Source organism: Citrobacter sp. C1 (assembly GCF_014596895.2).
GTDB lineage: Bacteria > Pseudomonadota > Gammaproteobacteria > Enterobacterales > Enterobacteriaceae > Citrobacter > Citrobacter gillenii.
In genome coordinates this window covers 3565736-3591068 of the sequence record NZ_CP115035.1, presented here as the reverse complement: position 1 = coordinate 3591068, position 25333 = coordinate 3565736, and the positions used below count along the sequence as shown (strand labels likewise).

Genomic DNA, 25333 nt, shown 5'->3' with positions numbered 1-25333 from the left:
ACACGGCTGCAACAACTACGGTTACTCCGAGTTTTTCCGGCCATCGGGCTTGACGCTATCCGCTGTTGGGATTTGCCTTTACACTACGCGTGTACAGTCCCAACAACTTGTATTCAGCTAAACACCGCACTGGATTAAGATGAAAACGATTGAAGTTGATGATGAACTCTATAGCTATATTGCCAGCCATACCAAGCATATCGGCGAGAGCGCATCCGACATTTTACGGCGTATGTTGAAGTTTTCCGCCGCATCACAGCCTGCCACGCCGGTGGTGAAAGACGTCCGCGCCGTGCAACCTGTCGTGGAAGCCAAGCCGGTTAACCCTGTAAAAGACAAAGTGCGCGCCATGCGTGAACTGCTGCTTTCCGATGAATATGCGGAACAGAAAAAAGCAGTGAATCGCTTTATGCTGGTGCTGTCTACACTCTATTCACTGGATCAACACGCGTTTGCCGAGGCAACAGAATCGTTGCATGGTCGCACGCGCGTCTATTTTGCAGCGGATGAACAGACGCTGCTGAAAAATGGTAATCAAACCAAGCCGAAACACGTGCCAGGCACGCCGTATTGGGTGATCACCAACACGAATACCGGCCGTAAATGCAGCATGGTTGAACACATCATGCAGTCAATGCAATTCCCTGCGGAATTGATTGAAAAGGTTTGCGGAACAATTTAATCCTTGCATTAGAAGGACCAGGCAATGGCAATCCACAATCGTGCAGGTCAACCTGCACAACAGAGTGATCTGATTAACGTCGCCCAACTGACGGCACAGTACTATGTACTGAAACCAGAAGCAGGGAATGCAGAGCACGCCGTTAAGTTCGGTACGTCCGGGCATCGCGGCAGTGCAGGTCGTCACAGTTTTAACGAACCGCACATTCTGGCTATCGCTCAAGCGATTGCTGAAGAACGTGCGAAAAACGGAATTACTGGCCCTTGTTATGTGGGCAAGGACACTCACGCGCTGTCTGAACCGGCATTTATCTCTGTACTGGAAGTGCTGGCGGCAAACGGTGTTGATGTCATCGTGCAGGAAAATAACGGCTATACGCCAACGCCCGCCGTGTCTAACGCTATCCTGGTCCACAACAAAAAAGGCGGCCCGTTGGCTGACGGTATTGTGATCACACCGTCCCATAACCCGCCGGAGGATGGCGGGATTAAATACAACCCGCCAAACGGTGGTCCGGCAGATACTAACGTCACTAAAGTGGTGGAAGACAGGGCCAATGCACTACTGGCCGATGGCCTTAACGGCGTGAAACGTATTTCACTGGATGCGGCGCTGGCGTCGGGTCACGTGAAAGAACAGGATCTGGTGCAACCGTTCGTTGAAGGATTGGCAGACATCGTCGATATGGCCGCGATCCAGAAAGCGGGCCTGACGCTGGGTGTTGATCCGCTGGGTGGCTCCGGTATCGAATACTGGAAGCGTATTGCTGAGCACTACAAACTGAATCTGACCATCGTTAACGATCAGGTTGATCAGACCTTCCGCTTTATGCATCTCGACAAAGATGGCGCCATCCGTATGGACTGCTCTTCTGAGTGTGCCATGGCGGGTCTGTTGGCGCTGCGTGATAAGTTCGATCTGGCGTTTGCCAACGATCCGGACTACGACCGTCACGGCATTGTTACCCCGGCTGGGTTAATGAACCCGAACCATTATCTGGCGGTGGCAATCAACTACCTGTTCCAGCATCGTCCGCAGTGGGGCAAAGAGGTTGCTGTCGGTAAAACGCTGGTGTCCTCCGCGATGATTGACCGCGTGGTGAATGACCTGGGTCGCAAGCTGGTGGAAGTGCCGGTTGGCTTTAAATGGTTCGTTGACGGTCTGTTTGACGGCAGCTTTGGCTTTGGCGGTGAAGAGAGCGCGGGCGCGTCATTCCTGCGTTTCGACGGTACGCCATGGTCGACGGACAAAGACGGGATCATCATGTGCCTGCTGGCAGCGGAAATTACCGCGGTTACCGGTAAGAACCCGCAGGAGCACTATAATGAGCTGGCCGCGCGCTTTGGTGCGCCAAGCTACAACCGTTTACAGGCTCCCGCGACGTCTGCGCAGAAAGCTGCGCTGTCTAAACTGTCTCCGGAAATGGTTAGCGCCAGTACGCTTGCCGGTGACCCGATCACTGCACGTCTGACCGCTGCACCAGGTAACGGTGCCTCCATTGGCGGTCTGAAGGTGATGACCGACAACGGCTGGTTTGCCGCACGCCCGTCCGGCACCGAGGACGCCTACAAGATTTACTGTGAAAGCTTCCTCGGCGCTGAGCATCGCCAGCAGATTGAGAAAGAAGCGGTTGAGATTGTCAGCGAAGTGCTGAAAAACGCATAAGGCGTAGACCGGATGACGATGCTCGCGTCGCCATCCGGCATGAATTATAAAAGCCGGATAGCTTATATGCTGATCCGGCTTTTTTATTCAGCATCTGTTCACGGCATAAACCGATAGCCGATCCCGGTTTCGGTAATAAAGTGACGTGGACGGGCCGGATCCAGCTCGAGCTTCTGGCGCAAGTGCCCCATATAGATTCGCAGGTAGTGGCTGTGCTCGACGGCATTGGGTCCCCATACCTGGTTTAACAACTGGCGTTGGGTGAGTACTTTACCCGCGTTGTTCAGCAGGACCGCAAGCAGGCGAAACTCAATCGGCGTCAGATGTATTTCCTCTTCACCACGGTGTACCAGCCGCGCGGCAATATCCACTTTAATGTTTGAGAATTGAACCACCGGTTCGGGCGTTTGCCCGGTTGCGTGGCGGCGTAAGGCCACGCGTAAACGCGCCTGCAGCTCGCCAATACCAAACGGTTTGCTGAGATAATCATCGGCACCGGCGTCCAGCGCGGCGATTTTGTCGCTCTCCTCACTGCGGGCAGAAAGCACAATCACCGGGATGGCACTCCATTGTCGCAGGTCGCGAATAAAATCGATGCCGTCACCGTCCGGCAGGCCGAGATCGAGAATGATGAGATCGGGTTTTCGCGTGGCCGCTTCCAGCAGGCCACGTTGCAGCGTTTCTGCTTCGTAAACGCGCAGGCCATCGGCTTCCAGCGCGGTGCGCAGAAAGCGGCGAATGGCCTGTTCATCTTCAACAATCAGTACGTTTGTCACATATCCTCATGAAAATCTTCAAGTTCAGGGGGCGTTTCCTGCGGGAGTGTAACACGGAAGCATGCGCCACCCTGCGGTCGATTGTGGGCGGTAATCGTCCCGCCGTGTACGTTCACAATCGCCTGACAAATAGCCAGTCCCAGCCCTACGCCCGGTACTGAGGATTCTTTGTTTCCCCGGGAGAACTTGTCGAAAATAGCGTGCTCTTGGCCCGCTGGAATGCCGGGGCCATTATCCCATACATCCAGAAACAGATGCTCACCTTCTACCTGCGCATCAATGCCGATTTGCGCCTGTGGACCTGCGTACTTAATGGCGTTTTCCAGCAGGTTAATCAGCACCCGTTCAAACAGTGGACCGTCAACGTGAATCAGCGTCAACGGCGCCGGAAGCGACAAATTAATCGGCGCGGCTAAGCCAGGTTCCAGCATTTGCAGGGCGCTACCTACTACTTCTTCCAGCGTTAACCACTCCTTCTTAAGATTAAAGCCGCCAGACTGGATCCGCGCCATATCCAGCAAATTATTGACCAGCCGGGTGGTATTGAGCACGTGCTGGCGAATTTCGCTGGCCTGGCGGGCATGGGGAGAACCTTCGCTGGCGAGATCCAGCGTTAAAATCTCCGCCTGACCGAACAGCACCGTGAGTGGCGTGCGTAAATCATGGGAGAGGGCCGCCAGCAGAGCGTTGCGGATGCTCTCTCGTTCGCTGGCCAATCGCGCCAGTTCTTCGCTGGCGGTCAGCGTCAGGCGTTCGAGCGCACTGGCAACCAGCAGGGTAAAGGTTTCCAGCAGACGCTGCTGTTCCGGGATCATCAACTGACGCAGGTTTCCCGGCTCCACTACCAGCAGCCCGTGCGTTTTGTCAGCGCTTTTCAGCGGCAAGATTTGATACGGCACGCCGGGGAGGGTATCGGTGCCGGCACCTGCCGGTTGTCCTTTATCAAAACTCCATTGGGCAATGGCGTCATCCCACGGCGTCATGCCCTGCTGCTCTGTCAGCGGTGCCAGCTTTCCGTGCTCATCCGGCAATAACACCTGGCTGCGGGCCTGAAAGGTGGAGGCGATAAACTGTTCGCTGGTGGTGGCGATATCTTTCTGGCTACGTCCCACGGCCAGCGCTTTGGACATCTCATACAGATGACGCGTTCGCTGCTCCCGATAACGCGCGACCCGCGCCTGATAGCGCACGCCTGCGGTCAGATTCCCAATAACCAGACCAACCGTTAACATGACCGCAAAAGTGAGCAGATACTGGACGTCTGAGACGGCAAGCGTCCCGCGTGGCGCAATAAAGAACAGATCGAAGCTGGCGACGTTGATCATGGTCGCCACTACCGAGGGCCAACGACCATAAAACAGGGCGATAACCACCACGCCTAACAGATAGAGCATCACCAGATTGGCGGCATCAAAAGTAACCAGCCATTGCATGGCAATCAGCGTGGTGATGGCGCACAGCGCGGCGGCCACCACACAGCCCTGAATTTGTACCCGCCATTTATCCTTAAAAGTGCGAGTATCCATGGTTTGGGCTGCTGCGCGTGGTGGAGGCTCGTCCAACGCGACAATCATCAGATCGAGATCCGGGGCACGATGAGCCAGCTTGTCGGCAAAGGAATCGCTGCGCCACCAGCGGCGCGTGGTTGGCCGTCCCAGCACAATTTTTCCCAGGTTATGCTCCCGGGCGTAGCGAATCACCGCCTTGTCTTCGGCGGGATCGGAAAGGGTGGCGGTTTCCGCACCCAGTTCCTGTGCCAGCCGTAGCGCGCTTAAGATCGCACGGCGCTGTTTTTCCGGGAGCTGATGCAGCGCCGGGGTTTCGACATACACCGCGTGCCACACGCTGCCAAGGCGAGCAGCCAGACGTGCGGCGGCGCGTACCAGCTTTTCACTGCCGGTATTGTGTCCAATACACAGCAAAATAGCGTCGCGGGTGTGCCAGACTTTTTCCTCTCCCGGTCGTCCTCGCCAGGCGCGCATTTGATCGTCTACTCGATCGGCGGTACGGCGTAGGGCCAGTTCGCGCAGGGCGATTAAATTACCTTTGCGAAAGAAATGTTCGATTGCCCGTTCCGCCTGACCGGCGATGTAGACCTTGCCTTCGTTGAGGCGCTGGCGTAAGTCGTCAGGCGGCAGATCGACCAGCACCACATCATCGGCAGCATCGAAAAAGGGATCGGGGACGGTTTCACGCACCTGAATACCGGTCACGCCGCTGACCACGTCGTTCAGGCTTTCCAGATGCTGCACGTTAACGGTAGTAAAGACATCAATGCCCGCTTCCAGCAGCTCTTCAATGTCCTGCCAGCGGCGGGGATGGCGCGAGCCTGGCGCATTACTGTGCGCCAGTTCGTCCATTAATATCAGCGCCGGGCGGCGGGCGAGGGCCGCATCAAGATCGAACTCGCTGATGCGTCGCCCGCGGTGAGTCTGACGTTTTAACGGCAGTACGGCGAGACCGTCCAGCAGCGCGGCGGTCTCTTTGCGTCCGTGGGTTTCCACCACACCGATCAACACATCCAGGCCTTGCGCCCGCAGCCGCTGGGCCTCTGCCAGCATGGCCCAGGTTTTACCCACGCCGGCACAGGCACCGAAGAAAATTTTCAGTTTTCCACGATGCGGGGCGGTCGTTTGTTCCAGTAAACGGTCCGGATCGGGGCGTAAGGGTTCGCTATGCATGTCCTTTGTCTCAGTGCTTATCCAGCGCTAAATTAAGTTCCACCAGGTTCACCACCGGTTGACCGATAAAACTGACCAGCGGCTTTTGCGTGTATTGTGCAACCAACTGCGTAACCTCTTCAACGCTGAGGTTGCGCGCATGTGCCACGCGTGGAATCTGCCAGGCAACGGCCTCTGGCGTCAGGTTATTATCCAGCCCGCTGGCGGATGCGGTTACTAACTCCACAGGAACGACAGGGCTGGCCTGCGGGTTGGCGGCACGCAGCGCGGCGATCCGGCTTTGTAGTTGCTTATCCAGCTCCGGGTTGCTGGCGGCCAGATTACTTCCACCCGAACCCATTGGATTATAGGGTATTTCCGCCGTTGCTGACGGGCGTCCCTGAAAATATCCGGCGGCGGTAAAGTGTTGCCCGATGCGTTCAGAACCGCGGATCGTCTGACCTTCGCGGATGAGCGACCCGTTGGCCTGATGGGGAAACCACCACTGCCCCAGTGCGGTGGTCAACAGCGGGTAGACCCCGCCGGTAATAAGCATCAGGAAAAATAATGTTGATAATGCAGGACGTAATCCACTCATCTGAAACCTCACACCAGACCCAGCAGGGTCAGCAGTAAATCAATCACTTTAATGCCGATAAATGGCACGACCAGGCCGCCGAGGCCGTAAATCCACAGATTGCGGCGTAACATGGCGGAGGCGGACAACGGTTTGTAGCTCACCCCTTTCAGTGCCAGTGGGATCAGAAAGACAATCACCAGCGCATTGAAGATAACCGCGCTGAGGATTGCCGAATCCGGCGAATGCAGACGCATCACGTTAAGCGCGTTGAGCTGCGGATAGGTGGCGGCAAACGCCGCCGGAATAATGGCAAAATATTTGGCGACGTCGTTGGCAATACTGAAGGTGGTCAGTGAACCGCGCGTCATCAGCATCTGTTTGCCAATGTGGACCACTTCGATAAGCTTGGTGGGGTTAGAATCAAGGTCCACCATGTTGCCCGCTTCTTTAGCCGCCTGGGTCCCGGAGTTCATGGCGACCGCAACGTCTGCCTGCGCCAGTGCGGGGGCGTCGTTCGTGCCGTCACCGGTCATTGCCACCAGACGGCCTTCCGCCTGGTACTGACGAATCAGCGCCAGCTTAGCTTCCGGTGTGGCTTCGGCTAAAAAGTCGTCAACCCCGGCCTCCGCTGCAATCGCGGCGGCAGTCAGACGGTTATCGCCGGTAATCATCACCGTTTTGATACCCATTTTGCGTAGCTGGGCAAACCGTTCTTTGATCCCGCCTTTGACGATATCTTTCAGGGCAATGACGCCCAGAACGCGCGAACCTTCGACAACCACCAGCGGCGTCGCGCCAAGACGGGCAACGTTTTCCACTTTCTGTTCGACATCTGCAGGGAAGTGTCCGCCGTTGGCCTCAACGTGACGACGAATGGCGTCGACCGAGCCTTTACGGATCATGCGGTTGTCGATGTTAATGCCGCTCATCCGGCTTTGCGCGGTGAACGGCACAAACGTGGCGTGCAGCGATTGCACATCGCGTATGCGCAGATTAAAGCGCTGTTTTGCCAGAATCACGATGCTGCGACCTTCCGGCGTTTCATCCGCCAGTGATGAAAGCTGCGCCGCGTCGGCCAGCGTTTTTTCGTCGACACCGTGGGCGGGAATAAAATCTGATGCCTGACGGTTACCCAGCGTAATGGTGCCGGTTTTATCCAGCAACAGTACGTCGACGTCACCTGCTGCTTCGACCGCCCGCCCGCTGGTGGCGATCACGTTCGCGCCGAGCATTCGGCTCATACCGGCCACGCCAATCGCCGAGAGTAGCCCACCAATAGTTGTCGGGATCAGGCACACCAGCAGGGCAACCAGCACCGTGACGCTAACTGCAGTGCCGCCCCAGGCGGAGAACGGCCACAGGGTGGCGGTTGCCAGTAAAAAGACGATGGTCAGGGCTATCAGCAGGATTGTCAGCGCGATTTCGTTGGGCGTCTTACGCCGCTGGGCGCCTTCAACCATGGCGATCATCCGGTCGAGGAAGGTTTCACCGGGGTTCACGCTGCATTCGATAACCAGCCAGTCGGAAAGAATGCGGGTCCCGCCGGTTACGGAAGCAAAATCACCGCCGGACTCACGGATAACCGGCGCAGATTCCCCGGTAATGGCGCTTTCGTCCACCGATGCGCCGCCTTCAATCACCTCGCCGTCGCAGGGAATAATATCGCCTGCTTCCACCAGTACGATATCGCCTTTGCGTAGTTCCTCTGCGGGAACATGATCCATTTCTGCACCGTATTTCGGTTCACGCAATTTACGGGCAAACGCTGTCTTCTTAACGCCTTTCAGGCTGTTGGCCTGAGCTTTACTGCGTCCTTCCGCCAGCGCTTCGGCAAAATTGGCAAAAAGGACGGTGACCCACAGCCAGAGGCTTATCGCACCGGTAAACAGGGGATTGCCTGTCATGTGCCCGGTTGCCATTGCAACGGTTAACAAGGTTGTCAGCAGGCTGCCCAGCCAGACGATAAACATCACCGGGTTGCGCCACTGAGTATGTGGGCTTAACTTTTTGACTGCGTCCATCAGCGCGTGTGCGACCAGAGACGGTTCGAACAGTGCCAGTTGTTTGCGACTCATAACAATGTGCTCCGCATCGCTCAACGTAAAGAGAGGTATTCTGCGACCGGGCCAAGCGCCAGTGCAGGAATAAAGGTGAGGGCGCCAACCAGTAACACCGTACCGATCAACAACCCGACAAACAGTGGGCCGTGAGTGGGGAGCGTCCCCTGGCTTGCCGGTTGGCTCTTTTTACCCACCAGCGAACCGGCAATTGCCATCACCGGAATAATGACCCCGAAGCGGCCGAAGAACATGCACAACGCCAGCAGGCAGTTCCAGAAGGGGCTGTTAGCGCTTAACCCGGCAAAGGCGCTGCCGTTGTTGTTGGCGGCAGATGACACGGCGTACAGTACTTCGCTGAAACCATGCGGGCCGGGGTTGAGCATGGCGCTGCGTCCGGCGTCGCTCATCATGGCTATCGCTGTACCGAGCAGCACCAGCGCAGGCGTCACCAGAATCGCCAGCGCGGTCATTTTCATTTCCCGCACGTCGATTTTCTTACCCAGATATTCCGGCGTGCGCCCGATCATCAGTCCGGCAATAAACACCGCCAGCAGGACGAACAGCAGCATGCCGTACAAACCGGAGCCCACGCCGCCGAACACCACTTCGCCAATCTGCATCAACCACATCGGTACCATCCCGCCCAGTGCGGTGAAGGAGTCGTGCATCGCGATGACCGCCCCACAGGAGGCCGCCGTTGTGACGACCGCGAACAGACTGCTGACCAGTACGCCAAAGCGGCTCTCTTTCCCTTCCATATTGAGACTGCTGTCTGCGCCAAATGCCAGCAGATGTGGGTTTCCTTGAACTTCCGCCCACATCACAATCGCCACGCAGATGACAAAAATCAGCGACATGGCCCACAGTAAGGTGCGTCCCTGACGGCGATCGCCCACGACATCGCCAAAGGCAAAGCACAGGGCGGCAGGAATGCAAAAGACAGCCAACATCTGCACCATATTGGTCAAGGCGGTTGGGTTTTCAAACGGATGCGATGAGTTAGCATTAAAGAAGCCGCCGCCGTTGGTACCGAGCATTTTAATGGCCTCCTGCGAGGCAACCGGTCCCATTGGTAACAGCTGCTTGACGCCTTCAAGGGTGGTGAATGACTGATAGGGCAGCAGGTTTTGCAGTGCGCCTTGCTGAATAAAGAACAGGGCAATAAGCAGAGAAAGAGGGAGCAGCATCCACAGCGTAATGCGCACCAGATCCACCCACGCATTGCCCAGGGTATTCATACTCTGGCGCGTAAAGGCGCGGATTAGGGCAAAAATCACCGCAATACCGGTCGCCGCAGACAGGAAGTTCTGCACGGTTAAGCCAGCCATCTGACTAAAGTAGCTTAAGGTGGTTTCGCCACTGTAAGACTGCCAGTTGGTATTGGTGACAAAACTCACGGCGGTATTCAGCGCAAGATGCCATGACAGCCCCGGTAGCTGCTGAGGATTCAGTGGTAACAAGTTTTGCGCCATCAGCAGGGAAAACAGCACCAGCAGACCCAGGATATTGAGCATCAGGATCGCCAGCAGGTACTGTTTCCAGTTCATCTCATGTTGTGAAACGCCTAACCCGCGCCAGAGAATACGCTCAACACCGGTTACGCCCGGAAGGGGGATGTTGGTGATGAGTCGTGCCAGCACGGCACCCAGCGGTCTGGCGATGACAAATAACACCAGTAAGAAACTGGCGATGAGTAAAAATCCTTGTGCCGCCATCAGAACGCCTCCGCCTTAATCAGGGCATACACCAGATAACCGAGTAATAAAAAAACCAGCACAATGCCAGTTATCACGCCTGCACTCACGGTGCACCTCCTGTGACATCAATGTGATAACCAGAGCGTAGGTTTTTGGTTGCAAAGATTTCGCAAAAATTGGCGGGTGGGGTGTAAAAAAAGTATAAAAATGGCAAAGACCGTTATTTAACTAATGATTAGTATTAATTTAACTTTTATGTAACCTAATTACAGTTTCAGGCTAAACGGAGCATCAATAGATAAAAATAAGTGGTCGGATGAGTAGCAAAATTACACACAAGGCGGTATTATTTTCATCAGTTAACCAAATTTATTTTCCGGTGCTATTCACCGAACAGATATAGGGGAGAGGATTATGGACTTGTATAAAGAATATCCAGCGCACATTGTCTTATTACGCCGTACTTTCGCCGTCGTGGCGGGCGTGCTGGCGCTGCCGGTCATGCTGTTCTGGAAAGACCGTGCCCGTTTTTACAGCTACCTGCACCGCGTCTGGTCGAAAACCAGTGATAAACCTGTGTGGATGGATCAGGCTGAAAAAGCGACCTGCGATTTCTATTAAGTCATCGTAATTGCTAAAAAAACCGCCAACAGCAATGTGGCGGTTTTTTTATGCACGGAGGTCTACACTTACCCGAATAACGGATAAGGAGTCGTGATGAGCAAGAGAATTCCTGTGGGTATCCACACCTGTGTTACGGCACCTGCGGTTGGTTGTTCTGCCAGAGAAGTCTGCCCGTTTGACGACAGTACTCTGGTGCGTATTTATGCGTTGCATGAACTGTATAAGCTTCACCAGCGGGGGCTAACGCGCGGAGCGTTGATTGACTATCACACCCGCTACAAACTGATCCTGCTGGCGCATTCCCAGCCAGAGTATCGTGAACTTGGCCCCTTCGTTGCGGCCATCCACGAATGGCAAAGTCTTGAGGCGTTTTTTAATGAGTACCGCTTACGACTGACGCATTTGCTGTTCAATAATGCAACCCGACGTAATCACACCAATGTCCTGATGCACGTTCAGGGTTATTTCCGCAATCAACTCGATCTGCATCAACGTCAGGAACTGACCTCGATAATCGATAGCTATCGACGTGAAGCGCAGCCACTGCTTGCACCGTTAATGCTCATCAAACACTATATGGCCGAGCATCCGAACACCTGGCTGTCCGGGCAACGTTATTTTGAACTCTGGCCGGCAATTCTGGATTTGCGCGGCAAAAATTAATTTATCTGCGGGAGTTTTATGACCACGCATCTGGTCTGGTTTCGGCGTGATTTGCGCCTGCATGACAATCTTGCTCTTGCGGCGGCGTGTCGGGATCGTTCAGCCCGGGTGCTGGCGCTATATATCGCCACCCCAGAACAATGGGCGGCGCATGATATGTCTGCGCGTCAGGCGGCGTTTATCAGCGTGCAGTTGAATGCGCTACATGCGGCGTTGGCAGAAAAAGGGATCCCGCTGCTGTTTCATGAAGTTGCCGATTTTGCTGCCAGCGTGGAGACAGTAAAACGTGTTTGCGCGCAGCATGACGTCAGCCGACTGTTTTATAACTATCAGTATGAAATCAATGAACGGCAGCGTGATGCAAGGGTCGAGAAGCAGTTGCCTGACGTCGTGTGCGAAGGCTTTGACGACAGTGTGATCTTACCCCCGGGCGCGGTTATGACCGGCAATCATGAAATGTATAAAGTCTTTACGCCGTTTAAAAATGCCTGGCTGAAGCGAATTAAAGACGGCATTCCGGAATGTGTTAGCGCGCCAATGGTGCGGGATAGTGGGGCGCTCACCGCGCCGTTAACGCCACTCACGCTGAATTATCCGCAGCAGGATTTTGATGCAGCACTTTTCCCGGCGCAAGAAAAACGGGCTATCGCGCAGTTACGCCAGTTTTGTCAGCAGGCCGCGAGTGACTATGAACAACAGCGTGATTACCCGGCCATTGAAGGCACCAGTCGCTTGTCTGCGAGTCTGGCCACGGGCGGGTTGTCGCCGCGTCAATGCCTGAACCGTCTGTTAGCCGAACAGCCGAAGGCGCTAGAGGGCGGTGCCGGGAGCGTATGGCTAAATGAACTTATCTGGCGTGAATTTTACCGACATTTAATGACCTGGTATCCGGCGCTGTGTCGGTATCAACCGTTTATTCGCTGGACTGACCGCGTGCAATGGCAGAACAACGCGGCGCATCTTCAGGCGTGGCAGACGGGAAATACGGGATACCCCATTGTTGATGCCGCGATGCGCCAGCTTAACGCTACCGGCTGGATGCATAACCGTTTACGCATGATCACCGCCAGCTTCCTGGTAAAAGATCTGCTGATTGACTGGCGTAAAGGGGAGCAGTACTTCATGTCGCAACTGATCGACGGCGACCTGGCGGCCAATAACGGTGGCTGGCAGTGGGCTGCGTCTACCGGAACCGATGCTGCACCGTATTTCCGCATTTTTAACCCTACAATTCAGGGGGAGAAATTCGACCGCGACGGTGAGTTTATCCGCCGGTGGGTTCCCGAGTTGCACGAGGTACCTGGTAAAGCAATCCACGACCCGTGGACGTGGGCAGAAAAAGCGCAGGTTACCCTCGATTATCCCCGTCCGATTGTAGATCATAAACAGGCCAGGCTAGCGACGCTGGCGGCCTACGAGGCGGCACGCAAGGGGTGAGCGTACGGTTTATTTCTGCGTACTACCATCCGGTAGCATGAATGCGTTGCTGCCGGGCGTATTTAGAATTGGAGCGTGTACGCAAGGCTGTGAATGCCTGGATGCACGCGTCACGCTCGGGCAGTAAAGTCCCGTCATCTTCTTTCAGGTGACGGAATACGATGACAACGCCAGCGACGTCCACACCGCATGATGCGGTATTCAAAACATTTTTACGCCATCCCGAAACAGCGCGCGATTTCCTCGACATTCACCTTCCGGCTTCTCTGCGGACGCTTTGCGATTTATCCACGCTGAAACTGGAGTCAGAGAGCTTTATCGACGCTGATTTACGTTCCCGCTACTCCGATGTGCTCTGGTCTTTACACACACGCGAAGGCGATGGTTATGTTTATGTTGTTATAGAGCATCAGAGTTCAGCCGATCCGCATATGGCCTTTCGTCTGCTGCGTTATGCGATGGCAGCTATGCAGCGCCATCTGGACGCCGGGCACAAGGAATTACCGCTGGTTATTCCGATGCTGTTTTATCATGGCTGTCGAAGCCCGTACCCGTATTCACTGTGCTGGTTGGATGCGTTCGCCGATCCCGTGGCGGCAAAGCAACTTTATGCCAGCGCATTTCCGCTGGTGGATATAACGGTTGTGCCAGATGACGACATCATGGCTCACAGGCGAATGGCGTTGCTGGAACTGATGCAAAAGCATATCCGTCAGCGGGATTTGATGGGGCTGGTAGAGCAACTGAGCACACTGCTACTAACAGGTTGCACTAATGACACGCAGCTACAGGCGATGTTTAATTACATTCTGCAATCCGGCGATGAATCTCGTTTCACTGAATTTATGCAAGAGATGACGCAACGGATCCCCCAACACAAGGAGAGGCTGATGACTATTGCGGAGCGGTTACGGTTAGATGGAGTACAGGAAGGACTGCAACAAGGGCTGCAACAAGGACTACAGCAAGGTAAGCAAGAAGCCGCGTTGCGTATTGCGCTAACCATGCTGGCACAAGGAATAGATCGCGAAATGGTATTACTGATTACCGGTTTGGCTGAAGAGGATTTGGCAGCGAATAATGCGTAACCGTCTGATAAAAAACAGGCCCGACTCATATGACATCATCGGGCCTGTTAACTCAGGACTCTAGCGCCAGCGCGCGTTTTTTAAATTTAAGTGACTGGTACAGCCAAATTAGCAGCACCAGCGCCACGCAGGCCAGCGCGCCCCAGGTAATTTCGCTAAAGACGTCAATATACGCGTTGATGGAATAGTTGATGGCCCCGGAGGCATTAAACGCGCCTTGTGACGTCTGGTCGGCAATCACCCCCGCCAGATAGTTGGCAATAGCGCCGGACAGCAGCATATAGATTCCGGTTAACACGCCGGTGACGCCAGGGATCTCAATGCGCGTAATCTGCGACATGGCGACCGGGTCGATAAACAGTTCGGCAAATCCCATTACCGCCAGCCCCAACACCATCAGCGGCATCGAGGAGTGGCCGTAAGCGGCGGACCAGCGGGCGCTTAAGGTCAGAATACAGAATCCGGCGCTCATCAACCCCAGGCCGAGGGCAAATTTTCCCCAGATGCGCACGGTACGATTACCACTGACGCTTTCTTTGACTACCCAGGCCAGCACGATGCCGCACAGCATCACGGCAAAGGCGTTAACCGACTGGAACATGGCGGTAGGAATGGAATATCCCAGAATATCGCGATTCACAAAGCGGTCGATATACAGGCTGATGGAGCTGCCGCCTTGCTGTGCAAAGGCCCAGAATAACAGACTGAAGAATGTTAACGTGACGATAAGCCCCAGTTCTTTGCGCTGCTTTTGCGTTTGTGCCTGACGGTAAATTTTAGCCAGAACGACCAGACCAATGACGGTGGCGACGATTAGCGCATATACGGACCACTCTTTCCAGAACAGAACGGTAATTAGCAGCGGTGCGGCGACCAGCAGCACTAACAGCCAGGCCCAGTTTGGCAGAACAAACGTTCTGGCACACAGGACCGTTTTGTTGACGCCGGTTGTATGGGCGAAATGCCGGTTGCCGCACAAGAAAATCACCAGTCCTGCCAGCATACCAATTGCGGCCAGCGCGAAGCCCATCGCCCAGCTGTATTCTTCCTGCACATAGCCACAGGCAATGGGGGCGATAATCGAACCGATATTTCCGGCGGCGTAGAGCAGTGAGAACCCGCCGTCGCGGCGCGGATCGTCGTTGTGATACAGCTCACCCAGCAGGCAGCTAATGTTGGATTTAAACAGACCGTAGCCACAGACAATGATCGCCAAAGATAAATATAGGAACGCTGGCGCCATTTCACTGGCACCCAGTACCAGGTGTCCAACCGCCATTAACAATGCGCCAATCATCACCGCCATACGGTTACCAAGGACCTTATCCGCCAGGTATCCGCCAAGAATAGGCGTGACATACACCAGCGAACAGTAAGCGCTGAACAACGCATACGCATGAGTATCGTTGTACTTGAGTTGGTTGGTGAGATACAGGATCAGCAGGGCGCGCATGCCGTAAAAACTGAAGTATTCCCAAATTTGCAGCGCGACGACGTAATAAATTGCGCGTGGCTGAGATGCGTGTTTATTCATTCTATTCTCGAAGTAAATGCCTCACGCCAGGATGAACGTACTGCGTGAGCGTGTTTCCTTGAAGTTATAACTTTGATACAGATCTGATTATTTTTGCAATATGCTGTCTGATTGCATAAATATACATGAATAAAATCACGTAGTGGTAAGCAATTTACGTTCAAACGGAGAGTGAGTGTTTCTTGATGTGTCAGTGAAATGGTTATCGACGAATGGAGGCGGGGACGCTATTTTACATAAGCAGTATTGCTGATTGGACAGGCAGAAATTATGACAACGAGGGCGATGATGAAAAACACCGAGCTGGAACAACTGATCAACGACAAACTGAACAGCGCCGCGATTAGCGACTATGCGCCGAATGGTTTGCAGGTTGAGGGCAAAGAGACGGTGCATAAAATCGTGACCGGCGTGACAGCAAGCCAGGCCTTGCTGGATGAGGCTGTGCGCCTGGGCGCTGATGCGGTCATCGTTCATCACGGTTACTTCTGGAAAGGCGAATCTCCGGTAATTCGTGGCATGAAGCGCCATCGTCTGAAAACGCTGCTGGAAAATGACATCAACCTGTATGGTTGGCACCTGCCGTTGGATGCTCACCCGGAGCTGGGTAACAACGCACAGCTGGCGGCGCTGTTGGGCATTACCGTGATGGGTGAAATCGAGCCGTTGGTACCGTGGGGTGAACTTGCCATGCCGGTGCCGGGGCTGGAATTTGCCTCGTGGATTGAGGCGCGTTTAGGGCGTAAACCATTGTGGTGTGGCGATAGCGGGCCGGAAAAAATTCAGCGTGTTGCCTGGTGCACCGGGGGAGGGCAGAGCTTCATTGATAGCGCGGCCCGTTTTGGTGTTGATGCATTTATTACCGGCGAAGTCTCAGAACAAACTATTCACTCAGCCCGTGAGCAGGGGCTGCATTTCTATGCCGCCGGACACCATGCCACCGAACGCGGCGGTATCCGGGCGTTAAGTGAATGGCTGAATGAAAATACCGAGCTGGATGTATCGTTTATCGATATTCCTAACCCCGCCTAATGAATCAGGTTGTAAAAAGAGGGACGAAAGTGCAGCGAGCGCGTTGTTATCTGTTAGGTGAAACTGCGGTGGTTCTGGAACTGGAACCCCCCATTACGCTGGCGACCCAGAAACGTATTTGGGGTTTGGCTCAGCGCCTGGTTGATGCCCCGAATGTGCTTGAAGTGATCCCGGGTATGAACAATATCACGGTGACGCTGCGTAATCCGCAAACCCTGGCGCTGGATGCCATTGAACGTCTGCAACGCTGGTGGGAGGAGAGTGAAGCACTGGAGCCAGATTCGCGCTTTATTGAAATTCCGGTGACCTACGGCGGAAAGCAGGGACCGGATCTGGCCGATGTCGCACAACACAGTGGATTAGGCGAAAAGCAGGTCGTTGAATTGCATGCTTCTGTTGACTATGTGGTCTGGTTTTTAGGCTTTCAGCCAGGGTTCCCCTATCTCGGGAGCTTACCGGAACAACTGCATACTCCACGACGTGCGGAACCGCGTCTGATTGTTCCAGCAGGTTCGGTCGGTATCGGCGGCTCACAAACCGGTATCTATCCGCTCGCCACACCGGGGGGATGGCAGCTGATAGGGCATACCGCCATTAAGTTGTTTGATCCCCGCCGGGATGAACCCATCCTGTTACGACCAGGAGATACCGTGCGCTTTGTACCGCAGAAGGAGGGAGTATGTTAACTATCATTCGTGCCGGTATGTACACCTCCGTCCAGGACGGCGGTCGTCACGGTTTTCGCCAGTCAGGAATCAGCCACTGTGGGGCGCTGGATAAGCCCGCATTGAACGTTGCCAACCTGCTGGTGGGCAACGATGCAAATGCCGCCGCGCTGGAGATAACGCTCGGCCAGTTGGTTGTGGAGTTTGACGCAGATAGCTGGTTTGCCTTGACCGGCGCGGGGTGTGATGCACATTTAGACGGTAACCCGGTGTGGAGCGGATGGCGACTTCCGGTGAAGGCTGGGCAACGCCTGACGCTAAAACGTCCGCAACATGGCATGCGCAGTTATTTGGCAATAGCGGGTGGCATTGATGTTCCCGAGGTCATGGGTTCGTGCAGCACCGACCTGAAAGTCGGCATCGGTGGTCTGGAAGGGCGTCTGTTACGCGATGGCGACAGGCTGGCGGTGGGCGTTTCCACGCGACGGTTCAGCGGACCGCAGGGGGTAAAACAGCTCATGTGGGGGAACCGCATTCGTGCGTTACCCGGACCTGAGTATCATGAGTTTGATGAAGCTTCGCAGGCGTCATTCTGGCGTTCGCCATGGCAACTCAGCCCGCAGAGTAACCGCATGGGGTATCGCCTGCAGGGACAACCGCTAACGCGCACTACCGATCGAGAACTGTTGTCGCATGGTCTGCTTCCCGGCGTGGTGCAGGTGCCGCATAACGGCCAGCCTATTGTGCTGATGAACGACGCCCAGACCACGGGGGGCTATCCACGCATCGCCTGTATCATTGAGGCGGATATGTACCATCTGGCGCAAATTCCCCTCGGCCAGCCAATTCATTTTGTTCAGTGCTCGCTGGAGGAAGCGCTAAAGGCGCGTCACGACCAGCAGCGTTATCTGGAACAATTAACATGGCGACTTAACGATGAAAATTGATCTGAATGCAGACCTCGGTGAAGGCTGCGCAAATGATGCCGCGCTGCTGCAACTGGTGTCTTCTGCCAACATTGCCTGCGGATTTCACGCCGGCGATGCGCAAACCATGCTGGCAAGCGTGCGTGAAGCGTTAAAAAATGACGTAGCAGTGGGGGCGCATCCCAGTTTTCCGGATCGGGAAAACTTCGGCCGTAGCGCCATGACCCTGCCCGTCGATACGGTTTACGCCCAGACGCTGTATCAAATCGGTGCGCTGGCGGCGATAACCCGGGCGGAAGGTGGCGTGATGCGCCACGTCAAACCGCACGGCATGTTGTACAACCAGGCCGCCAGGGATCCACAGTTAGCCGATGCCATCGCCAGGGCGGTGCATGCCTGCGATCCGTCGCTGGTGCTGGTGGGGCTGGCGGGTAGCGAACTGATTCGGGCCGGCGAGCATTATGGTCTGCAGACGCGTCAGGAGGTGTTTGCCGATCGCGGCTATCAGGCGGATGGCAGTCTGGTTCCGCGTAGTCAGCCGGGGGCGCTGATTGAAGACGAAGAGCAGGCGTTGGCGCAAACCTTACAAATGGTGCGGTCCGGGAGAGTAAAAAGCCAAACCGGAGAATGGGCCAACGTCACGGCACAGACGGTCTGTATTCATGGTGATGGTGAGCACGCACTCGCTTTTGCCCGCCGTTTGCGCAGCGCGTTTAATGCATGCAATATTGAAATTAGCGCATAAGATTTACCATACAAAACAATAATATATTACACAACAACATAAACTCTAAGTAATTCGAGTTGCAGGAAGATGACCAGTGAGTGAGTTCCCAGGCGCTTACAGAAGTAAGTGACTGGGGTGAACGAAGGCAGTCAACGCACCTGCAGCTTGAAGTATGACGAGTTTTAACAGGAATGAATTATGGAAGAGGTAATTTCTCTTTGGCCATTGACGGGGATCGCCGTCATCGTGGTCGGATTTCTTTTACGTTTTAACCCGGTATTGGTGGTTATCATTGCCGGGATCGTCACCGGGTTGGCGGCGCATATGCCGATCGCCACTATCCTCGAAAAACTGGGTGAAGGTTTTCTCAACACCCGCAACCTGCCGTTTATCTTATTGATTCCACTGGCGGTCATCGGCCTGCTGGAGCGCCATGGCCTGAAAGAACGCGCCCAGGCGTGGATCGCGAAAATCCGTAGCGCCACCAGCGGCCGTTTGCTGATTGTCTATCTGTTTATTCGTGAAGCGACCGCCGCGCTGGGACTAACCAGTCTGGGGGGGCATCCGCAAATGGTGCGTCCGCTGCTGGCGCCGATGGCAGAAGGGGCCGCTGAGAAAAATCACGGTGAACTGCCAGGCTCTGTACGCTATCGCCTGCGTGCGATGTCAGCGGCGACCGATAACGTTGGGCTGTTTTTCGGCGAAGATATCTTTGTTGCCTTTGGGGCAATCATCTTCATGCACAACTTTATGCTGGAGTCCGGCGGGATCCAGACCGAGCCGTTGCACATTGCCCTGTGGGGGATCCCAACGGCGATTTGTGCCTTCCTGATCCACGGTGCGCGCTTGTGGCGGCTGGATAGCTATCTGCAACGAGAAGTCGCGAAAGCGAATGCCGCAGCGAAAGGAGAAGCGAAATGAATTTTCAGCAAAGCTATCTCTACTGGCTGGCGGGTGCGGTCTTGTTGATTGTGGCCGTGATGTCCTGGCAGGACAAAGCGAACCCCCGGCGTTTAACCACCGGTCTGTTCTGGGGCGTGTATGGTCTACTGTTTTTGCTGGGTGACTGGACCTATTCACTGTTTGGCGATAAACGTACGGTGCATATCGCGGTGGGTATCGCGGTGGTCGTACTGGCGCTGATCGCCGGTTTTGGCGGCGTGAAGCTCGGCAGCTACCATCAACGTACGCAACAACAGCGTGAAGAAAGCGCCAGTCGACTGGGCAACCGGCTGTTTTTCCCGGCGCTGGCGATCCCGGTGGTCACTGTTGTCGGCGTGCTGATGTTCAATCATATTCCGGGTTTACAGAATGCGCTGTTTGGGCCGGGGAATCACGCCACGCTGGTGACGCTGTTTTCAATGACCGCCGGTTCGCTGATTGGTCTGGCAATGGCGGTTAAAATGACCCATGAGCGGGCACATCAGCCGATTCAGGAAGCGCGTCGTCTGCTGGACTCCATCGGCTGGGCGTTCATTCTGCCGCAAATTCTTGCCACGCTCGGACTGCTGTTTACGGCGGCGGGCGTCGGCAGCGGCATTTCGTATCTGACGCAGGAATATCTGGCGGTGGACAGCCGCTTTATTGCGGTAGCGGTATATACCATCGGTATGGCGTTGCTGACCATGATTATGGGTAACGCTTTCGCCGCCTTCCCGATTGTGACCGCCGGGATTGGGATTCCAATTCTCGTCTTGCAGCACGGCGGCAATCCGGCGGTGATGGCGGCAATTGGTATGTTCTCCGGGTATTGCGGAACGCTGATGACGCCGATGGCGGCAAACTTTAACATCGTGCCAGCGGCGCTGCTGGAGCTGCCGGATAAAAACGCGGTGATTAAAGCGCAGGTGCCGACCGGCATCCTGCTGTTGCTGGTGAACGTGTTCCTGATGTATTTCCTGATGTTCCTGTAAGGAGGAAGGATGAAAACGGTATTAATCACCGGATTTGAACCCTTTGGCGGCGAGTCAGTTAACCCTTCCTGGGAAGTGGTCTCGGGGCTCGACAATGCTATCATCGCTGGATGCCGCGTCGTGGCGCGCCAACTGCCGTGCGTATTTGGCGAATCTCTGGCAGTGCTCAATAGTGCGATTGATACGCTGTCACCGTCGCTGGTGCTGGCGGTCGGTCAGGCCGGAGGTCGTACAGACATCACCGTTGAACGCGTTGCCATCAACGTGGACGATGCGCGTATTGCGGATAACCGTGGCCAGCAACCGGTAGATGAACCGATTGTGGCCGATGGCCCGGCGGCGTGGTTCAGCACACTGCCGATCAAAGCCATGGTGGCGGCCATGCGCAGCGCTGGTATTCCGGCATCGGTTTCGCAAACCGCAGGTACCTTCGTCTGTAACCACGTGATGTATGGGCTGCTGCACAAACTGCGAGATACGCCGACGGTGAAGGGGGGATTCATTCATATCCCTTATCTTCCACAGCAGGCCGCAGCCCATCCCGGTGCGCCAAGTATGGCGAGTGATACGGTGCGTCGCGCGCTGGAAATTGCCATCGTCACGGCGTTACAGGTGGAGCGCGATATCGCCGTGACGGGCGGTGCAACACATTAACAAAGGACAGTATTATGCCTGAAGGCCCGGAGATCCGCCGCGCGGCGGATACCCTGGAGGCGGCAGTCAAAGGCAAACCGTTGACGGATGTCTGGTTTGCCTTTGAGCAGTTAAAACCGTATCAATCTCAACTGATTGGGCAGCGTATTACCCAGCTCGAAACGCGGGGTAAAGCCTTACTCACCCATTTTTCCAATGGTCTGACGTTATATAGCCATAATCAATTGTACGGCGTCTGGCGGGTAGTGGACACGGGGAATATCCCGGAGACTACCCGCGTGTTGCGCGTCAGGTTGCAAACCGCCGATAAAACTATCCTGCTCTATAGCGCGTCGGATATCGAAATACTGACGCCAGAACAGCTCACTACCCACCCTTTCCTGCAGCGGGTAGGGCCGGACGTGCTGGATCTGCACTTAACATCCGCTGAAGTCAAAACGCGTCTGCTGTCACCGCGTTTTCGCAATCGGCAGTTTTCCGGCCTGCTGCTGGATCAGTCGTTTCTCGCGGGATTGGGTAACTACCTGCGGGTAGAGATCCTCTGGCAGGTTGGGCTGACGGGGCAACATAAAGCGTCGCAGCTGAGCGAACAACAGTTGGACGCGCTGGCGCAGGCGCTGCTCGATATTCCGCGTTTATCCTATAACACTCGTGGACTGGCTGATGAGAATAAGCATCACGGGGCGCTGTTTCGCTTTAAAGTCTTTCACCGCGACGGTGAAGCCTGCGAGCGATGCGGCGGGATTATTGAAAAAACGATGCTGTCGTCAAGACCATTTTACTGGTGTCCGGGTTGTCAGAAATAACATAACATGACGCGGTCCCGGTGATGCAGAGGGATATGTCGAATAAGGTCACCTGAATCTCTCAAGGTGATGAGCAGGAGTGGAATATGGATGTTAATCGTTTTTTTTGTACCGCCTTACTTATCGCAACGGCCGGTTTCTTTGCCGCGTCGGCCAGTGCTGCTGAATCGGTAGCCCCTCAATGTGAGTCCGGGCCGCGGGATATGGAATATATTTATGAACACGGAGCCCAGACTCGTTGTTTTTATCCTGCCATGACGCTGGAAGAAACGTATCAGGCACTGAGAAAAGCACGGTCGGACCGTCAAAACCTGACACCCACGTTGACCCCAGGTAAGGATCGTAAAATAGAAAATATTGGGGATACGGATCTCGTGGAATATGTCTGGAAAGGCAAAAACAATCTGCATATTACGCAGAATTTTCCGGGTGGTACGACCGAGTTTATATTTACCGTGGATAAATCCGGAACGACCGTGACGGAGATTGGGCACCCGGATTAACGCCCCGCGTTAAGACGGCGGTTTTCGCGGCGCATGTGCCGAGATAAAGCGGGCGATGGCCGGCCCGGTGAGCAAAATGCTGAACAGCCGCAGGGTTTGCATCGCCATGATCAGCGCCATATCGGCGTGGCTCCCTGCGGCAATTACCGCGACGGAGTCCACTCCGCCTGGGCTGGTCGCCAGATAGGCAGTGAGAAAATCTATCTGCATGTAATGCGCCAGTCCCCAGGCCATAGCGGCGCAAATCGCCATCAGTGAAAAAATGGACAACAGGATCTGTGGCAACGGGCGCAGCGCCATAAAAAAGATCTGCTTGTCAAAACCGAGACCAATTTGCCAACCGATGGCCATATAGGCTACCGCCAGCAGCCATTCCGGCAGTTCAATCACCATCACGCCGCCTGCGTTCAGCAGCGCGCCAGCCAGCATCGGCAGCAGCATCACGCCTGAAGGTATACGCAGTAAGCGTCCGGCAGTACCAGCCACCACGGCCAGCAACAGGGTGCTGAACAAATTGCTGCTCAGCGGCGGAAACCAGACCATTTGCTCGCTGACCGCTTGCGCCCGATCGCCCATTACCAGTCGGGTGACCAGTGCCGCAGCGCCAACCACCAATAGCACGCGCAGATACTGCATAAACGCCACCAGACGGATATCGGCGCCATATTCCTGGGCCATCGCAACCATTGCCGCCGCACCGCCGGGTGAAGATCCCCACGCGCCGGTATTGCCCGGCAGCTTACTGTAGCGAACCAACAGCCAGCCTATTGCGGTGCTGGAGATAAGGGTCGCCAGCAGGATGGCAATCACCACCGGCCAGTGTGCCGCCAGCGTTGTAAAAATGGAGCCGGTGAGGTTTTGCGCAATCATGCAGCCGAGAATGGCCTGTGCAGCAAGAAAGGTACAGCGAGGCGGGTGCAGGGCAATGCCACGCAAACTGAACAATATGCCAACGATCATTGAACCGAGCAGTAGCGGTCCCGGGAGATGGATAAACAGAAAGAGCAGGGAAAGAAGTAATGACAGCACAAACAATGCGGCCCACTGCAAAACAGGCATCCCATGCTCCTGAGTATAATTAAGTAACACTCAGTAAATCATAGAGAAAGCTGGATGAAAACAACGGGAGTCAAGAAAAAGAAAGAATGTGCCGGGCATAGCAAGATGCGGATTATCCGGCCTACGGAAATAAAAACGTAGGCCGGATAAGCGATAGCGCCATCCGGCAGAGAATTAGCGCTTAATATCAGCCTTAAAATCACGCTTGTCGTAGCCGGTGTACAGCTGACGAGGACGGGCGATTTTCATGCCGTCGGTGTGCATTTCGTTCCAGTGAGCAATCCAGCCAACGGTACGCGCCATGGCAAAGATTACGGTGAACATGGAAGACGGAATGCCCATCGCTTTCAGAATGATACCGGAGTAGAAGTCGACGTTCGGGTACAGTTTCTTCTCGATGAAGTACGGGTCGTTCAGCGCGATGTGCTCAAGCTCCATCGCCACTTCCAGCAGATCATCTTTAGTGCCCAGTTCTTTCAGCACTTCATGGCAGGTTTCACGCATCACGGTGGCGCGTGGGTCATAGTTTTTGTAAACACGGTGACCAAAGCCCATCAGGCGGAAAGAGTCATTTTTGTCTTTCGCACGGCGAACAAATTCTGGAATGTGTTTAACCGAGCTAATTTCTTCCAGCATCTTCAGTGCGGCTTCGTTTGCGCCGCCGTGTGCCGGTCCCCACAGGGAAGCAATACCGGCAGCGATACAGGCAAACGGGTTAGCGCCAGAAGAGCCCGCGGTACGTACGGTAGAGGTTGAGGCGTTCTGTTCGTGGTCGGCGTGCAGGATCAGAATACGGTCCATTGCGCGTTCCAGGATCGGATTCACTTCATATTTTTCGCACGGCGTGGAGAACATCATGTTCAGGAAGTTACCGGCGTAAGACAGGTCATTGCGCGGGTAAACAAACGGCTGGCCGATGGAGTATTTGTAGCACATTGCGGCCATGGTCGGCATTTTGGACAGCAGACGGAAGGCGGCAATTTCACGATGGCGCGGATTATTCACGTCCAGCGAATCGTGATAGAACGCAGCCAGCGCCCCGGTGACACCGCACATCACGGCCATCGGGTGGGAGTCGCGGCGGAAACCGTGGAACAGACGGGTGATCTGCTCGTGGATCATGGTATGGCGAGTGACCGTGGTTTTGAACTCGTCGTACTCTTCCTGCGTCGGTTTTTCACCGTACAGCAGGATATAACACACTTCCAGATAGTTAGATTCGGTTGCCAACTGGTCAATCGGGAAGCCGCGATGCAGCAAAATACCTTCGTCACCGTCGATGAACGTAATTTTGGATTCGCAGGATGCGGTAGAGGTGAAACCTGGGTCAAAAGTAAACATGCCTTTTGAGCCAAGGCTACGAATATCAATAACGTCCTGACCGAGCGTGCCTTTTAGCACATCCAGTTCGATAGCAGTATCACCGTTTAGAGTGAGTTTTGCTTTAGTATCAGCCATTTACGGTCTCCTTAGCGCCTTATTGCTTAAGACTACTCAGGTGAGATCTGTTTCAACTCATCAATTAACCGTTACCACTTTGTTATTCGGCTCGCCGCTCTGCGAAGAGGAGAAAACCAGGGTA

24 protein-coding genes are annotated in these 25333 nt (G+C 54.9%); 15 read left to right on the top strand and 9 right to left on the bottom strand.

Annotation, left to right across the window (positions count from 1 at the left end; all coding sequences use genetic code 11):
• Positions 1-139: 139 nt before the first annotated feature.
• Together seqA and pgm are read left to right on the top strand one after the other, a co-directional pair.
• Positions 140-682 carry a replication initiation negative regulator SeqA gene (gene seqA, locus IB214_RS17395; protein ID WP_096757864.1) on the top strand — a complete coding sequence of 181 codons (543 nt, stop codon included), beginning with the start codon at positions 140-142 and terminating at the stop codon, positions 680-682.
• A 24-nt stretch (positions 683-706) separates the two neighbouring features.
• The gene (pgm, locus tag IB214_RS17390) at positions 707-2347 is read left to right on the top strand and encodes a phosphoglucomutase (alpha-D-glucose-1,6-bisphosphate-dependent) (RefSeq protein WP_115259072.1); all 1641 of its coding nucleotides are present in this window, start codon (positions 707-709) and stop codon (positions 2345-2347) included.
• A gap of 98 nt (positions 2348-2445) precedes the next feature.
• Here the strand turns inward: pgm and kdpE are convergent, their stop codons facing one another.
• From kdpE to kdpF, 6 genes are read right to left on the bottom strand one after another with little or no spacing between them, the layout of a single operon-like run.
• Entirely contained in the window at positions 2446-3123 is a 678-nt protein-coding gene (gene kdpE / locus IB214_RS17385) for a two-component system response regulator KdpE (protein WP_115259071.1), read from the bottom strand.
• On the bottom strand, positions 3120-5804 hold the full coding sequence (kdpD, locus tag IB214_RS17380; protein WP_117342240.1) for a two-component system sensor histidine kinase KdpD: 2685 nt from the start codon (positions 5802-5804) through the stop codon (positions 3120-3122). The genes kdpE and kdpD overlap by 4 nt, the downstream gene beginning before the upstream one ends.
• Positions 5805-5814: 10 nt before the next feature.
• The gene (kdpC, locus tag IB214_RS17375) at positions 5815-6381 is read right to left on the bottom strand and encodes a potassium-transporting ATPase subunit KdpC (RefSeq protein WP_115259069.1); all 567 of its coding nucleotides are present in this window, start codon (positions 6379-6381) and stop codon (positions 5815-5817) included.
• An 8-nt stretch (positions 6382-6389) separates the two neighbouring features.
• Positions 6390-8438: a potassium-transporting ATPase subunit KdpB gene (gene kdpB, locus IB214_RS17370; RefSeq protein ID WP_117342241.1), complete on the bottom strand. Its 2049-nt coding sequence runs from the start codon at positions 8436-8438 to the stop codon at positions 6390-6392.
• Between the two features lie 20 nt (positions 8439-8458).
• Positions 8459-10138 (bottom strand): potassium-transporting ATPase subunit KdpA, encoded by a 1680-nt coding sequence (gene kdpA / locus IB214_RS17365; protein ID WP_117342242.1) that lies wholly within the window; start codon positions 10136-10138, stop codon positions 8459-8461.
• On the bottom strand, positions 10138-10227 hold the full coding sequence (kdpF, locus tag IB214_RS17360; RefSeq protein WP_008456132.1) for a K(+)-transporting ATPase subunit F: 90 nt from the start codon (positions 10225-10227) through the stop codon (positions 10138-10140). Before kdpF ends, kdpA begins: the two co-directional genes overlap by 1 nt.
• A 307-nt stretch (positions 10228-10534) precedes the next feature.
• Here kdpF and IB214_RS17355 point away from each other — a divergent pair, with 307 nt between their 5' ends.
• From IB214_RS17355 to IB214_RS17340, 4 genes are all read left to right on the top strand, one after another.
• Complete coding sequence (locus IB214_RS17355) at positions 10535-10741, top strand: YbfA family protein (protein ID WP_096757857.1); 207 nt, start codon at positions 10535-10537, stop codon at positions 10739-10741.
• Positions 10742-10837: 96 nt separating this feature from the next.
• Positions 10838-11407, top strand: coding sequence for a DUF1722 domain-containing protein (locus IB214_RS17350; RefSeq protein ID WP_117342243.1), 570 nt, complete (start codon positions 10838-10840; stop codon positions 11405-11407).
• 18 nt (positions 11408-11425) lie between these two features.
• The gene (gene phrB / locus IB214_RS17345; RefSeq protein WP_117342244.1) at positions 11426-12844 is read left to right on the top strand and encodes a deoxyribodipyrimidine photo-lyase; all 1419 of its coding nucleotides are present in this window, start codon (positions 11426-11428) and stop codon (positions 12842-12844) included.
• A gap of 161 nt (positions 12845-13005) precedes the next feature.
• Positions 13006-13932: an Rpn family recombination-promoting nuclease/putative transposase gene (locus IB214_RS17340; RefSeq protein ID WP_115259064.1), complete on the top strand. Its 927-nt coding sequence runs from the start codon at positions 13006-13008 to the stop codon at positions 13930-13932.
• Between the two features lie 52 nt (positions 13933-13984).
• Here the strand turns inward: IB214_RS17340 and dtpD are convergent, their stop codons facing one another.
• Positions 13985-15466 carry a dipeptide permease DtpD gene (gene dtpD / locus IB214_RS17335; RefSeq protein ID WP_117342245.1) on the bottom strand — a complete coding sequence of 494 codons (1482 nt, stop codon included), beginning with the start codon at positions 15464-15466 and terminating at the stop codon, positions 13985-13987.
• A gap of 288 nt (positions 15467-15754) precedes the next feature.
• Between dtpD and ybgI the strand changes: the two genes are divergently transcribed.
• From ybgI to IB214_RS17290, 9 genes are all read left to right on the top strand, one after another.
• A complete protein-coding gene (ybgI, locus tag IB214_RS17330; protein WP_096759449.1) occupies positions 15755-16498 on the top strand; it encodes a radiation resistance protein YbgI in 744 nt (247 codons plus the stop codon).
• 29 nt (positions 16499-16527) lie between these two features.
• Positions 16528-17184, top strand: coding sequence for a 5-oxoprolinase subunit PxpB (pxpB, locus tag IB214_RS17325; RefSeq protein WP_117342276.1), 657 nt, complete (start codon positions 16528-16530; stop codon positions 17182-17184).
• Positions 17178-18110, top strand: a complete 933-nt coding sequence (gene pxpC / locus IB214_RS17320; protein WP_115259062.1) for a 5-oxoprolinase subunit PxpC — start codon at positions 17178-17180, stop codon at positions 18108-18110. Before pxpB ends, pxpC begins: the two co-directional genes overlap by 7 nt.
• Positions 18100-18834, top strand: a complete 735-nt coding sequence (gene pxpA / locus IB214_RS17315) for a 5-oxoprolinase subunit PxpA (RefSeq protein ID WP_117342246.1) — start codon at positions 18100-18102, stop codon at positions 18832-18834. Before pxpC ends, pxpA begins: the two co-directional genes overlap by 11 nt.
• A gap of 180 nt (positions 18835-19014) precedes the next feature.
• Positions 19015-19737: a DUF969 domain-containing protein gene (locus IB214_RS17310; RefSeq protein WP_096757850.1), complete on the top strand. Its 723-nt coding sequence runs from the start codon at positions 19015-19017 to the stop codon at positions 19735-19737.
• On the top strand, positions 19734-20729 hold the full coding sequence (locus IB214_RS17305) for a DUF979 domain-containing protein (protein ID WP_096757849.1): 996 nt from the start codon (positions 19734-19736) through the stop codon (positions 20727-20729). Before IB214_RS17310 ends, IB214_RS17305 begins: the two co-directional genes overlap by 4 nt.
• Positions 20730-20738: 9 nt before the next feature.
• Complete coding sequence (gene pcp / locus IB214_RS17300) at positions 20739-21383, top strand: pyroglutamyl-peptidase I (protein WP_117342247.1); 645 nt, start codon at positions 20739-20741, stop codon at positions 21381-21383.
• A gap of 14 nt (positions 21384-21397) precedes the next feature.
• Positions 21398-22189 (top strand): endonuclease VIII, encoded by a 792-nt coding sequence (gene nei, locus IB214_RS17295; RefSeq protein WP_117342248.1) that lies wholly within the window; start codon positions 21398-21400, stop codon positions 22187-22189.
• Positions 22190-22275: 86 nt separating this feature from the next.
• Positions 22276-22692 (top strand): hypothetical protein, encoded by a 417-nt coding sequence (locus tag IB214_RS17290; protein ID WP_117342249.1) that lies wholly within the window; start codon positions 22276-22278, stop codon positions 22690-22692.
• 9 nt (positions 22693-22701) lie between these two features.
• Here IB214_RS17290 and IB214_RS17285 read toward each other — a convergent pair whose 3' ends face one another.
• Both IB214_RS17285 and IB214_RS17280 read right to left on the bottom strand, forming a co-directional pair.
• Positions 22702-23751, bottom strand: coding sequence for an AbrB family transcriptional regulator (locus IB214_RS17285; protein WP_117342250.1), 1050 nt, complete (start codon positions 23749-23751; stop codon positions 22702-22704).
• A 174-nt stretch (positions 23752-23925) separates the two neighbouring features.
• On the bottom strand, positions 23926-25209 hold the full coding sequence (locus IB214_RS17280) for a citrate synthase (protein WP_115259051.1): 1284 nt from the start codon (positions 25207-25209) through the stop codon (positions 23926-23928).
• Between the last annotated feature and the right edge of the window lie 124 nt (positions 25210-25333).